At 66.6% G+C, this 12,661-nt stretch carries 12 protein-coding genes; 7 read left to right on the top strand and 5 right to left on the bottom strand.

Translation table 11 applies throughout. The annotated features are described in order from the left end of the window. Window positions 1–5 precede the first annotated feature (5 nt). From HV753_RS25755 to HV753_RS25740, 4 genes are read right to left on the bottom strand one after another with little or no spacing between them, the layout of a single operon-like run. Complete coding sequence (locus HV753_RS25755; protein ID WP_175177426.1) at window positions 6–980, bottom strand: Bug family tripartite tricarboxylate transporter substrate binding protein; 975 nt, start codon at window positions 978–980, stop codon at window positions 6–8. 57 nt (window positions 981–1,037) lie between these two features. Then, on the bottom strand, window positions 1,038–2,558 hold the full coding sequence (locus HV753_RS25750; protein ID WP_175177425.1) for a class I adenylate-forming enzyme family protein: 1,521 nt from the start codon (window positions 2,556–2,558) through the stop codon (window positions 1,038–1,040). A 17-nt stretch (window positions 2,559–2,575) separates the two neighbouring features. After that, window positions 2,576–3,748, bottom strand: coding sequence for a thiolase (locus tag HV753_RS25745; RefSeq protein WP_175177424.1), 1,173 nt, complete (start codon window positions 3,746–3,748; stop codon window positions 2,576–2,578). Beyond that, window positions 3,745–4,149, bottom strand: a complete 405-nt coding sequence (locus HV753_RS25740) for a Zn-ribbon domain-containing OB-fold protein (protein ID WP_175177423.1) — start codon at window positions 4,147–4,149, stop codon at window positions 3,745–3,747. The genes HV753_RS25745 and HV753_RS25740 overlap by 4 nt, the downstream gene beginning before the upstream one ends. A gap of 200 nt (window positions 4,150–4,349) precedes the next feature. Here HV753_RS25740 and HV753_RS25735 point away from each other — a divergent pair, with 200 nt between their 5' ends. Genes HV753_RS25735 through paaG form a run of 3 tightly spaced genes read left to right on the top strand, consistent with a single transcriptional unit; the run spans window position 4,350 to window position 7,508 of the window. Further along, the gene (locus HV753_RS25735; RefSeq protein ID WP_175177422.1) at window positions 4,350–5,540 is read left to right on the top strand and encodes an acyl-CoA dehydrogenase family protein; all 1,191 of its coding nucleotides are present in this window, start codon (window positions 4,350–4,352) and stop codon (window positions 5,538–5,540) included. Window positions 5,541–5,574: 34 nt separating this feature from the next. Beyond that, window positions 5,575–6,687 carry an acyl-CoA dehydrogenase family protein gene (locus tag HV753_RS25730; RefSeq protein WP_175177421.1) on the top strand — a complete coding sequence of 371 codons (1,113 nt, stop codon included), beginning with the start codon at window positions 5,575–5,577 and terminating at the stop codon, window positions 6,685–6,687. Further along, window positions 6,684–7,508: a 2-(1,2-epoxy-1,2-dihydrophenyl)acetyl-CoA isomerase PaaG gene (paaG, locus tag HV753_RS25725; RefSeq protein WP_175177420.1), complete on the top strand. Its 825-nt coding sequence runs from the start codon at window positions 6,684–6,686 to the stop codon at window positions 7,506–7,508. The genes HV753_RS25730 and paaG overlap by 4 nt, the downstream gene beginning before the upstream one ends. Before the next feature lie 30 nt (window positions 7,509–7,538). On the opposite strand, the gene HV753_RS25720 is transcribed toward paaG, so the two are convergent. Continuing rightward, window positions 7,539–8,432 (bottom strand): LysR family transcriptional regulator, encoded by an 894-nt coding sequence (locus HV753_RS25720; protein ID WP_175177419.1) that lies wholly within the window; start codon window positions 8,430–8,432, stop codon window positions 7,539–7,541. A gap of 150 nt (window positions 8,433–8,582) precedes the next feature. Here HV753_RS25720 and HV753_RS25715 point away from each other — a divergent pair, with 150 nt between their 5' ends. From HV753_RS25715 to HV753_RS25700, 4 genes are read left to right on the top strand one after another with little or no spacing between them, the layout of a single operon-like run. Further along, window positions 8,583–9,413 carry an HTD2 family dehydratase gene (locus HV753_RS25715; protein WP_175177418.1) on the top strand — a complete coding sequence of 277 codons (831 nt, stop codon included), beginning with the start codon at window positions 8,583–8,585 and terminating at the stop codon, window positions 9,411–9,413. After that, the gene (locus tag HV753_RS25710; protein WP_175177417.1) at window positions 9,410–10,603 is read left to right on the top strand and encodes a CaiB/BaiF CoA transferase family protein; all 1,194 of its coding nucleotides are present in this window, start codon (window positions 9,410–9,412) and stop codon (window positions 10,601–10,603) included. The genes HV753_RS25715 and HV753_RS25710 overlap by 4 nt, the downstream gene beginning before the upstream one ends. Further along, window positions 10,600–11,433 (top strand): HpcH/HpaI aldolase/citrate lyase family protein, encoded by an 834-nt coding sequence (locus tag HV753_RS25705; protein WP_175177416.1) that lies wholly within the window; start codon window positions 10,600–10,602, stop codon window positions 11,431–11,433. Before HV753_RS25710 ends, HV753_RS25705 begins: the two co-directional genes overlap by 4 nt. A 54-nt stretch (window positions 11,434–11,487) precedes the next feature. Beyond that, on the top strand, window positions 11,488–12,387 hold the full coding sequence (locus tag HV753_RS25700; protein WP_175177415.1) for a sugar kinase: 900 nt from the start codon (window positions 11,488–11,490) through the stop codon (window positions 12,385–12,387). The last annotated feature ends 274 nt before the right edge of the window (window positions 12,388–12,661 follow it).

The raw sequence follows: 12,661 nt of genomic DNA, 5'->3' as shown, positions 1-12,661 counted from the left end.
GAGAGTCAATTCGCCTGGATGTTGGCGCTTTGGATAACGTCCGACCACAAGGCGTACTCGCGGTCGATACGGGATTGCAACGCCTTGGAATCGCCGGCGTTGATGGTGTAGCCGCCTTCGGTCATGGACTGGCGGAAGGCGGGGTCTTTGGAAACCTCGTTCAGCGCGCGGGTCAGGCGGGCCGACACGGCGTCGGGCAGCTTCTTCGGGCCGACCAGCGCATACCAGCCAACGACTTCGTAGTCCTTCATGCCGGCTTCGATCATTGTGGGCACGTCAGGCAGTTCCGGATTGCGCGTCTTGGACGTGACCGCCAGCGCGCGGGCCTTGCCGCTCTTGATGAACGGGATGGCAGTGCTGGTGATGTCGAACATGAACGTCACTTTGCCGCTGATCACGTCCATCATGGCCGGCGAGTTGCCGCGATAGGGGACATGCAGCATCGGGGCGTCGGCCTGCTTCTTCAGCAGTTCGGCCGACAGGTGGTTGGAGGCGCCGATGCCGGCGGATCCGAACGACACGGCATCAGGATGCGCGCGAGCGTAGTTGACCAGTTCGCCGACGTTCTTGGCGGGAATCTGCGGGCCGATCAGCAGCACGTTGGCGTAGTCGACCACCAGCCCGATCAACGAGAAGTCCTTGCGCGGATCGAACAGCGTGCTGCGCTGGACCAGGGGCGACATGGTCAGCGTGGGGCTGGCGGCAAAACCCAGCATGTAGCCGTCGGGCGCGGCCTTGGCGGTGGCATCCGAGGCAATCATGCCACTGGCGCCCGCGCGGTTTTCCACCACGACGGTCTGGCCCAGCTTGTCGCCCAGGTATTTGGCGAAGACGCGGGCCGTGGTGTCCACGGGGCCGCCAGGGGCATAGCCCACCAGCAGGCGGATGGGGCGTTCGGGGTAGCCGTCCGCATGGGCGGATGTTGCCGTGGCTAGCGCCGCCACGGCGGTGGCCGCGGCGAACAGGGTTTTGATGTTCACGCTGTTGTCTCCTTGTGTATAAGTGGCCGGTCGTGGAGCGGAACAGCGAGTCCGCGCCTACGCCAGCCTTTCTTTCAGCGGTTGCTTCAGGATTTTTCCGCTGACGGTCGTGGGAATGGCTTCGATGGGAATGATCTGCGCCGGCCGCTTGTAGGGCGCCAGCTGGGCGCGCAAATGCAGCATCAGCAGGTTGGTGTCGATCGTGGCGCCGGGCAGGGGCTCGACAAAGGCGATGACTTCTTCGTTCTGGTCGGCGGTACTGCGGCCCACCACTGCCGATAGCCGCACGCCCGGGAAGGCGTTGATGACCGATTCGACTTCGATGGGATAGACGTTGAAGCCGGATCGGATAATCAGGTCCTTGGAGCGGCCGGCGATGAACAGCGCGCCGCTGTGGTCCACGAAACCGATGTCGCCCGTGTTGAGCCAGCCGCCGGGCAAAAGCGCCTGCGCGGTTTGTTCAGGGCTGCGGTAGTAGCCCAGCATGACGCCGGGGCCACGGATCAGGATGTCGCCGCGCTCGCCGGGCACCGGTGTGCCGCCATCGGGGTTGCCGATGCGCAGGTCGACACCGTCCACCGCGTAGCCCGCCGAGCAGTCTTCGCGTGGCGCGTCGATCCGGGTGATGAACATCGACCCTGCGTATTCCGTGATGCCGTAGCCATGATGCATCGGCACGCCGAAGTAACGTTCGGCGTCGCGCTTGAGCGTCGGATCCAGCGCTGCGCCGCCGGTGTACAGATAGCGCAGGGCAGGGGCCCGCAGATCCGCGCGCGGTGGCGCCGCGGCCATCATGCGGCTGAACATGGTGGGCACGCCCTGCAAGATGCTGACGCCCGGGTGGGCCAGCGCCTTGAAGGCGTCGTCAGCGTCGAAGCGGCTGCGCAGCACCAGGCTTGCGCCCGCGTGCACGGAGGCCATCAGCACGGTGGCGATGCCGAAGATATGCGACATGGGCAAGGCCGCATAGCCGATGTCGTGCGGCGTCAGGCGGCGCGATGCCGCGGACACCCGGGCAAAATGCAGTAGCCCGCGATGCGGCACCATCACGCCCTTGGGCGCTCCGGTGGTGCCCGATGTATAGATCACGGTGGCGACTTCCGCAGCCTGTTCGCCGGTTTCGGCTTGCGTGGGGCTGGCCGCGCGCGCCACCTGCACTCCCGACCCCCAGACGGCCGGGTCCGCGTCCACCGCGTCGGCGGCACCCGCATGGGACGCGGCGGCGGACGAGATGCCCGTGGTGTAGAGCAGCAACTCAGGTTGCGCATGCTGACGGATGTTGTCGATTTCGCGGGCGGACAGCCGGGCGTTCACGCCGACCGGCCAGGCCCCCGCCACGCCGCAGCCGAACAACGCCGCGATCATCGCCGCGCAGTTCTCTCCCACCATCAACACCCGGTGGCCCGGGCGCACGCCCTGGTCGTGCAGCCAGCCGGCCACCGCCTGCACGCGCTGCCACAGCTGCGCATAGGTCAGCGTGCCGCCGCCTTCTTCGTACAGACAGATGGCGTCGGGCTGCTGGCGCGCTTGCTGCGCCAGGACGTGGTGGATGCGGGTGACGGGTTCTGCGTGGGACATCGATGTTGCCGTGCGGATCAAAGGGTGGCCTGGGTGCCCAGGATGGCGGTGGATTGGCTGGACAGCGTGCCGCCGTTGCCGTGCACCAACGCCAGTTGCGCGTCGGCGATCTGGCGTGCGCCGCATTCACCGCGCAGTTGCCGGACGGCTTCGATCATGATGAAGACGCCGTACATGCCGGGATGCACGCAGCAGAGTCCGCCGCCGTTGGTGTTGACGGGCAGGGTGCCGCCCGGCGCGATGGCGCCGTTTGCGATGAAGTCCTTGCTTTCGCCCTTGCCGCAGAAGCCCAGGTCTTCCAGGAAGAGCAGGGTGTTGATGGTGAAGGCGTCGTAGAGCTCGACCACATCGATGTCTTTCTGCGTCACGCCCGCCATGTCGAAGGCGCGCTTGCCGGATTCGGCGGCGGCCGTCACGGTCAGGTCTTCCATGGACGAGATCTGCCGGTTCCAGACCGCGGTGGCGTTGCCCAGCACGTAGACGGGCGGACGTGGCAGGTCGCGTGCGCGGTCGGCACGCACCAGGACATAGGCGCCTGCCCCGTCCGTCACCAGGCAGCAGTCGCGCACGCTCAACGGATCGGACACCATGCGGGCTGACAGGATCTGGTCCAGCGTGGTGGGGTCGCGCAGTTGCGCTTCGGGGTTCAACTGCGCCCACTGATTGGCTGCCAACGCCACTTGCGCCAGGTGTTCGCGGCGCGTGCCGTACTGATGCATGTGGCGCGCGGCCGCCAGCGCATAGGACGACAGCGGGCTTAGCGGATCGTAGGGGGTTTCATAGGGCTGGGGGTCGAATTGCTTGCGGACCCGGCCGACTTCCGCCCGGTTCAGGGTGGACGTGCGCTGCGTGCTGCCGTAGCAGACCAGCACCGCGTTGCACTGGCCCGAGGCCAACGCATGCAAGGCGGGCATCAAGTGCGCCACGAAGCTGGAGCCGCCCAGCATCGTGCTGTCGATGAACGTCGGGCGGATGCCCAGGTGTTCGATCACCGGCATGGCCCACATGGGCGCTGCGACGCTGGCGGTGCAGATGCCGTCGATGTCGCGCATCGTCAGGCCGGCGTCCGCCACGGCGCGTTGCGCCGCCTGCACCAGAATCTCCATTTCGGTAAAGCCCGTGGCCTGCCCCAGGCCCGCGTGGCCCACGCCCGCCACGGCGACGGCGCCGCGCAAATCGTTCAGCGTCATGGCGCCTCCTTGTTGGGTACGAAGACCACGAGCCCGTGGCCGTCCTGCTGCGCCACCTGGGCGCGCACCGGCATGCCGATCTGCACATCGGCCGGCGCGACGCCTTCCACGCGGCTCATCAAACGGACGCCTTCATGCAGGTCGATCAGCGCCACGTTGTAGTCGCCGCCCGCCTCGGGCTTGCGCCGCACCACGGTGGTGGAATAGACGGTGCCGCGCCCGTCGGGCGTGGCCCAGGCCAGCTTGTCCGCGCCGCAATGCGGACAGATCATTCGGGGATAGAACACCGCGCGGTCGCAGCCGGCGCAATGCTGGATAAGAAAACGGCCCTGGTCGAGCGCCTGGCGGTATTGCGCCTCGACGCCCTGCGACACGCTTTCCTTGTGATCGGGAACAGTCATGGTGCGATGGGATTCCAGTGGATGACGGCTGCTAGTTTCGGTACTGGCGCCGGCTTCGACCATTCTTCATTGCTGAAGCAGGCCTTTTGCGGACCTGTAGTGGGATGGCGCCCTACACCCTGCGCGAAGCCGGTCTTCGGAAGAGGCAGATTGCCGGTCGGCCCGGGTCATGGCTAGATACCGGGCAAAGGAGGTAGACCATGAACCTGACCTGGACGCCGCAAGAGCGCCAATTTCGCGAAGAGGTGCGCACGTTCGCCGTCGCCAACCTGCCGGCCGATATCCGCGACAAGGTGGTGCGGCATCAACGGCTGGAACGCGAGGACTACGTGCGCTGGCACAACATCCTGGCCGATCACGGCTGGGGCGCTCCCAATTGGCCCGTGGAACACGGCGGCACGGGTTGGAATGCGTTGCAACGCCTGATCTTTGAAGTCGAATGCTTCAAGGCCGGTGCGCCGCGTCTGCTGCCTTTTGGCCTGTCGATGATCGGCCCCGTGTTGATGAAGTACGGCAGCGCCGAACAGCAAGCGCGCCTGTTGCCGCGCATGTTGCGCGTGGAGGATTGGTGGTGCCAGGGCTATTCCGAGCCGGGTTCCGGTTCCGATCTGGCCTCGCTCAAGACCCGGGCGGTGCGGGACGGCGACGACTACGTCGTCAATGGTCAGAAGACCTGGACGACGCTGGCCCAGTACGCCGACTGGATGTTCTGCCTGGTGCGCACCGACCCCGACGCGCGCGCGCAGCGCGGCATCTCGATGTTGCTGCTGGACATGCGAAGCCCGGGCGTGACGGTGCGCCCCATCCGCACGCTGGACGGCGGCCACGACGTGAACGAGGTCTGGCTGGAGAACGTGCGGGTGCCGGTCGGCAATCTGGTGGGCGAAGAGAATCAGGGCTGGACTTACGCCAAATATCTGCTGGGCCACGAACGCACCGGCATTGCCGGGCTGGGCCATTGCCACCGTGAACTGGGCATCTTGAAGCAGATGGCCGCTCAGGCGCAGTCGCACGGCAAGCCGCTGCTTGCCGACAGCCGCATCCGCGACCGCATTTCGCGGATCGAGGTGGACATCATGGCGCTGGAAATGCTGCTGTTGCGCGTGGCCTCCAGCAACGACGGCACGCCAGGCCCCGAGGCCTCGGTGCTGAAGATCCGCGGGTCCGAGATCCAGCAGGATCTGGCCATGCTTCAGATGGAAGTCGCCGGGCCGGATGCGTGGCCTTACGACCCCGATTGGTTGCAGGCGGGCGGCGATTTCCATGGCCCCGGCCCCGAGATGGCAGCCGCCTCGGGCGCGGGCTATGCCGATATGCGCAAGACCTCGATCTATGGCGGCACGACCGAAGTGCAGAAGGGCATCATCGCCCGCCTGGTGCTGGGCCTGTAGGCCCGGTCACGCGCAATCCGACAGGAAGACTCGCATGGATTTCATCTATACCGAAGAACAGCGCATGCTGGCCGACAGCCTGCGCCGCCTGGTTGACCAGGCATGGACGTATCCCCAGCGCCGCGCCCGGCAGGCGGCTGGCAAGCTGGACCCCAAGGCATGGGGCGCGCTGGCCGAACTTGGCGTGCTGGGCTTGACCATTTCGCAGGACTTTGGCGGTTTCGGCGAAGTCCCCGCCAGCCTGCTGCCGGTGCATGTGGAACTGGGACGCGGCCTGGTGTCTGAACCGGTCATCCCCAGCGCGGTGATGGGCGCCGCGCTGCTGGACGCTTGTGGCGATGCCGTGCGCGGCCGCTGGCTGCCCGCCATTGCGTCGGGCGAGGCCATCGTCAGCGTGGCCTACCAGGAACCGGGCCATCGCTACGACACGAACCCGCAGGACTGCCGCGCCGCGAAGACGGCCGAAGGCTGGCGGCTGGATGGCGCCAAGCATCTGGTGTGGCACGGCGCCGCTGCCTCGGCGTGGCTGGTCAGCGCACAGGGCGCTGATGGCCAGACCTTGCTGCTGGCCGTGCCGGCAGACGTGGCCGGGGTGCGGGTCACCGATACACCCACGCTGGACGGGGCACGCTGCGCGCGGCTGGACCTGGACGCCGTGGGCTTGCCGGCTGACGCTTTGCTGGCTGAAGGAGCCGCGGCCGACGAGGCGCTGGCGCAGGCCTTGCAATGGGGCACGGCAGCGCTGTGCGCGCATGCGGCGGGCGCGATGGAACGTCTGCTGGAAATCACGGTTGATTACCTGAAGACCCGCAAGCAGTTTGGCCAGCCGCTGGCCTCGTTCCAAGCCTTGCAGCATCGGCTGGCCGAGATGCTGGTCGCCAAGGAATTGGCCTTGTCGATGGCCTATGTGGCGGTGGCCGCGCTGACCGAGCCGGATGCCGCGCAGCGTCGCCGCATGATCGCGTCGGCCAAGCTGGAAGCCGCGCGGGCGGGACGCCAGGTGGCGCAAATGGCGGTGCAACTGCACGGCGGCATGGGCATGACGGACGAGCTGGACGTGGGCGACTACTTCAAGCGTTTGACCGTCGTGGACCAATTGCTGGGCGATACGGCCGAACAATTGGCCGTGCTGGAGGAGCTGGCATGAGCGCGGCATCGCTTCATCCGTCTGACGGCGGCGGCTATACCCAGATCCAATTCACCCTGGAGCAGGGCGTGGGCGTCATCACGCTCAACCGCCCCGACCGCCTGAACAGCTTCACCGAAGTCATGCATGCCGAGTTGGCGCGCGCGCTGGACACCATGGAGTCCGACGCGGGCCTGCGCGGCCTGGTCATCACCGGCGCCGGCCGAGGTTTTTGTGCCGGCCAGGACCTGGGCGAACGCAAGCCCGCCGAAGATGGCTCGCGTCGCGACCTGAGCCAGATCCTTGAGAAATGCTATCGACCCTTGATCAACCGCTTGCGCGCCTTGCCGGTGCCGGTGGTGTGCGTGATGAACGGCGTCGCGGCGGGCGCGGGCGCCAGTCTGGTGTTGGCGTGTGACGTGGTGTTTGCCGTGGAGTCGGCGCGCTTCATTCAGGCCTTCAGCAAGATCGGCCTGTTGCCCGATGCGGGCGGCACGTGGTTTCTGCCGCGCCTGGTGGGCTCGGCCCGCGCGATGGGGGCCACGCTGTTTGGTGAATCGGTCAGCGCCCGGCAGGCGGAAGCCTGGGGCTTGATCTGGCGCGCGGTACCGGATGCGGCGCTGGCGGATACCTTGTCCGAGGTCACGGCCACGCTGGCAGCCGGCCCCACCCGGGCCTACGCGGCCACCAAGGCGGCGCTGCATGCATCCAGCGGCAACACGCTGGCGCAACAGTTCGACCTGGAATGCCAACTCCAGCGTGAACTCGGCTACACCGACGATTACCTGGAAGGCATGCGCGCGTTCGCTGAAAAGCGGCCGCCTGCGTTCACGGGCACGTGACGGTGCCGGTTGGCCTTCGCGGCCCGTGCATCAAGGCGCCCGGGGCACCTGGATCTGTTCGATGAGTTCACGCGCGCAGCCGGGCAAGGCATCAACGTCGCGTACCAGCAGCTTGCGTTCTCGCACAACCCACGGCTCATCCAGTTCCACCACGCGCAGCTTGGTGTCGGCGCCGTATCGGCGGGCGGCGGAATCGGGGATGACCGCGATGCCGACGCCGGCCTGCACCATGCGGCAGATCGAATCGAAGCTGTAGAGCTGGATGCGCTGCGGCAAGCGTTGGCTGACCCGTTCCAGTTGGTCGCGCAGGAAGGCGACCAGCGTGGAGCCTTCGTGCATGGTGATGAACGGATAGCGCACGGCGTCCACCAGCTTGACCTTTTCCTGGTCTTGCAGGGGATGGCCGTTGGGCACCACCAACACCAGCCGGTCGGTGCTGAAGTGGATGGTCTGCAATTCGGGGGCGTCCACGGGACCGGCCACGATGCCCAGGTCGGTGGTTCCATCCAGCACGCCGCGCACGATGTCGCGCGTCAGCCGCTCTTGCAGGTCCACCGTGACGCCCGGGTGGACCGACAGGAACTGCGCCAGGATGTCCGGCATGAATTCGGTGACGGCCGTGGTGTTGGCGAAGATCCGGATATGGCCGGCGTCGCCATCCGATTGCTCCTGGAAGTCATGCTTCAGGTGGTCCACCTGCCGCATGATGACGCGGGCGTGCTGTAGCAGCTTCTGGCCTGCGGGGGTGATTTCCACGCCACGGCTATCGCGGTACAGCAAGCGGGTATTCAGCTGGTTCTCCAGCGCTTTGATCCGCACGCTGACCGCAGCCAGGGACAGATGCGCCCGTTTGGCCGCCTGGGTCAGGCTGGGGGATTCCGCGATGTGGATGAACAGGCGTAGGTCGGCAAGGTCGAAGTGCATGGGGCATATATTACGGCGCGCGGCGCCGGGGCTGGGCATGGGCCGTCGATTCAGGCGCCACAAACCCCGCCTTGAGGAAAAACGAATTCACAACGGGGACGGCTTGCGGGCATGCTGGAGGCTGAGAACCCCCCACCAAAGGATATCGGCATGACTTCTACAGATCCTGCAGCCTGGATCGGCAGCGGTGAACGCAAGGCAGACGCGATGGACCCCGGCCATGCCGCGCGCATCGCGGCAACCCTGGGCAGTCCCGCGCCGGGGCAGGGCGAGGCCTTGCCGCCCCTGTGGCAATGGGCGTTTTTCATCAGCACGGTGGGCATGGACGGATTGGGGACAGATGGCCATCCCTCGCGTGGCGGTTTCCTGCCGCCCGCCCAGGACCGCAACCGCATGTGGGCGGGCGGCCGGGTGGAATTCCGTCAGCCGTTGAAGGTGGGTGTGCCGGCCGAGCGCGTGTCCACGGTCGCCGAGGTCAAGGAAAAGACCGGCCGCACCGGCGCGCTGCTGTTCGTGACCGTGCGTCACGAATACCATCAGGCGGGCGAGATCGTCATCCAGGAAGAGCAGGACATCGTCTATCGCCAGCCGTCGCCGCCCAAGCTCGTGGGCAGCGAACCCGCGCCCGAGGCGCAATGGCGCGACACGGTTGATCCGTCTTCCGTGCTGTTGTTCCGTTATTCGGCGGTGACCTTCAACGGCCACCGCATTCACTACGACCATCCCTACGTGACGGGCACCGAGGGCTATCCCGGCCTGGTGGTCCATGGCCCGTTGATCGCCACCGAAATGGTGGCCGCCTTTACCCGCGCCCATCCCAAGGCGCGCTTGACGCATTTGTCGTATCGCGGCTTGCGTCCGCTGATTTCGCCTACGCCCTTCCAGGTGGCCGGCCGCTTGACCGAGCCGGGCATGGCCCAGCTATGGGCCGAGCAGGACGGCACGCTGGCCCACCAAGCTGAACTGAGGTTTACCGAATGAGCACGCAGGCAACCCGCCCCTTGGACGGCATTACCGTCGTCAGTCTTGAGCACGCGATCGCCGCGCCTTTTTGCACGCGCCAACTGGCGGACATGGGCGCGCGCGTCATCAAGATCGAACGGCCGGGCAGTGGCGACTTCGCCCGGGGCTACGACGAGCGCGTGCGCGGCCTGTCCTCGCATTTCGTCTGGACCAACCGGTCCAAGGAAAGCCTGACCCTGGACCTGAAACGGGACGAAGCCAGCGACGTCATGGAGCGTCTGCTGGCGTCGGCCGACGTGCTGGTGCAGAACCTGGCGCCTGGTGCCGCAGCGCGGCTGGGGCTGTCGTTTGACGCCCTGCATGAGAAATTTCCGCGCCTGATCGTGTGCGACATCTCGGGTTATGGCGAAGGCGGCCCTTATCAGGACAAGAAGGCCTATGACCTGTTGATCCAAAGCGAAAGCGGCTTTCTGTCGGTCACCGGCACCAAGGACGATCCGGTCAAGGCCGGGTGCTCGATCGCCGATATCTCGGCGGGCATGTACGCCTATTCCGCCATCTTGAATGCCTTGCTGCTGCGCCAGAAGACCGGACTGGGCAGTCGCCTGGACGTGTCCATGCTGGAAAGCATGGTCGAGTGGATGGGCTTTCCCATGTATTACGCATTCGAGGGCGCGGCGCCGCCCGTGCGTGCCGGGGCTGCCCATGCCTCGATCTATCCCTACGGGCCGTTCCCGGTGGGTGACGGTTCCACCATCATGCTGGGCCTGCAAAACGAGCGCGAATGGCGCGTGTTCTGCGCCCAGGTGCTGCGCCAGGCCGATTTGGCCGAAGATCCGCGTTTCCTGTCGAATTCGCAGCGCACCGCCAATCGCGACGCCTTGCGCGACTTGATAGTTGCCGCCTTTGCCGATCTGTCCGTGGCGCAGGTCACGCAGCGGCTGGAAGACGCGCAGATCGCGAACGCGCGCGTCAATGACATGGCCGGCGTCTGGGCGCACCCCCAGTTGCAGGCACGGGCTCGCTGGAGCCAGGTGGACAGCCCGGCCGGCGTGCTGCCGGCGCTGCTGCCGCCGGCCAGCAGCAATGCCTTCGCGCCGCGCATGGCCGCGGTGCCCTCGGTGGGCCAAAACACGGATGCGGTGCTAGCATCATTGGGATACGCGCCGGATCAGGTGGCGCAATTCCATGCCTCGGAGGTCGTGTGACGCATCCCGTCGTTCGTAGCGCCCTGTTTGTGCCGGCCTCGCGCGCCGAGCGCATTCCCAAAGCGCTGGTTGCCGGCGCGGACGCGGTCATCGTTGACCTGGAAGACGCGGTCGAGCATCTGGCCAAGGCGAGCGCCCGCGAGGCCTTGTGCGACTTCCTGGGGACGCATCGTCAGGCACGCCTGTGGGTGCGCATCAACGATGCGTCCACGTCCTGGCATGACGACGATTTGAAAGCCTGCCGGGGCCAGCCCGGCGTTGCCGGCATCCTGCTGCCCAAGGCAGAGAGCCTGGCGCAGGTGCGGCATGTGGCGCAGACCGGCCTGCCCGTCATCCCCATCATTGAAACCGCCCGAGGCCTGTTGAACGCGGCAGAGGTCGCGGCCACCCCTGGGGTGGCGCGTCTGGCCTTCGGCAGCCTGGACTACGGCCTGGACATGGGGCTGACCCCGGATACCCCGGGGGCGGAGACGGTGCTGGATCACGCGCGGGTGCAGGTGTTGCTGCATACCCGTTCGGCGGGGCTGGCCCCCGCGTTGGACGGCGTGTTTCCGGGGGTGAGCGACCAGGCGGGGCTATCGCATGCGGCGGGCCGCGCCCAGCAGATGGGGTTTGGCGGCATGTTGTGCATCCACCCCACGCAGGTGGCGGTGATCCACGCGGCCTTCGTGCCGGCGCGGGAAGAACTCGAATGGGCGCGTCGCGTCGTCGCCGCGCATCGCGAGACCGCGGCGGGCACGTTCATGCTGGAAGGCAAGATGGTCGATGCGCCCGTCATCGCGCGTGCGCGGCTGGTACTGGCGCAAGCCGGGGAACCCGCGGCCGCGTAGCCCGGGCAGATCGCCTATCCTCGCGGTTCCCTTCTTTTCTTCACAGGCTTCACCATGAGCGATGCGCTCTTCATCGGACACACCTATATCGACGTCACCGTGCTGGCCGACGAATGGCCCACCGGCGACGAGAAGAGCGTGGCACGGGACTACGCGGTGTCCTTCGGCGGCAATGCCGTCACGGCGGCGTTCGCGTGCGGACGTCTGGGCACGCCGCCCGACCTGATCTGCTCCTTGGCGCCCGACTGGCTGGGGCACATGTACACGGACATGGCGGCTGCGCATGGCGTGACGCTGCATGCGCGTCATGTGCGCCGGTCGTCGCTGTCCTTCATCATGCCCAACCACGGCAAGCGCGCCATCGTGCGGGCGCGCGACGTGGACTACCTGAACGATTTTCCCCGCCTGGACATCAGCGGCTATCGTGCCCTGCACCTGGACGGCCACCAGCCCGACGCCGCGCTGCACTATGCGCGAGCCTGCCGCCAGGCGGGCGTGCTGACGTCGCTGGACGGAGGCGGCGTGCGCGAGAACACCGATGAGTTGCTGCGGTACATCGACGTGGCGGTGTGCGCCGAGCGCATGTGCGAACAGCTCGGCCTGACGCCGGAAGGCTTGTTGGACTTGCTTCGCGCGCGCGGCTGCCGCATCGGCGCCGTCACGATGGGCGAACGCGGCATGCTCTGGTATGACGAGACGGGGCGGGTCGACACCTTGCCCTCGCTTGACGTGCCGGGCGATCGCATCGTGGATACGTCAGGGGCGGGCGACGTGTTCCACGGCGCCTACGTGTGGTCCTATCTGAACCGGCCAGAGCTGCCGTGGGTGGAGCATTTCACGTTCGCGCGGGCAGCGTCTGCCCACAAGATTCAGCATTTGGGCAATGAGGCCGGGTTGCCAAACGTGGAAGATGTGGAGCGGGCGATGATGGCGTTCGTGGCGAAGGCTGAGTGATGGGTTGCGCGCGGCCGGCGCTTGTTCATTCGCAAGCACATTCTCGCGCTTCACCCATCCTACGAAATCGTGGATCTGATCGCGTGGCGTTTCACCCATCCCACGACTGCGCGGATCTGATCGGGCGGCGTTGCACCTATCCTACGAAATCGCGGGTCTGCTAGGGCGGCGTTGCACCCGTAGGATGGGTGAAGCGCGAGATATTCAAGAACAGGGCGAAAACGCCCATCGCGCGCAACCCATCGTTAGCCACCAATCCGCTCAATCGCCTGAT

This window comes from Achromobacter pestifer (assembly GCF_902859625.1).
Classification (GTDB): domain Bacteria; phylum Pseudomonadota; class Gammaproteobacteria; order Burkholderiales; family Burkholderiaceae_B; genus Achromobacter; species Achromobacter pestifer.
Note: the sequence above shows the minus strand (reverse complement) of the source record. Positions and strands in the feature narration are given on the sequence as shown.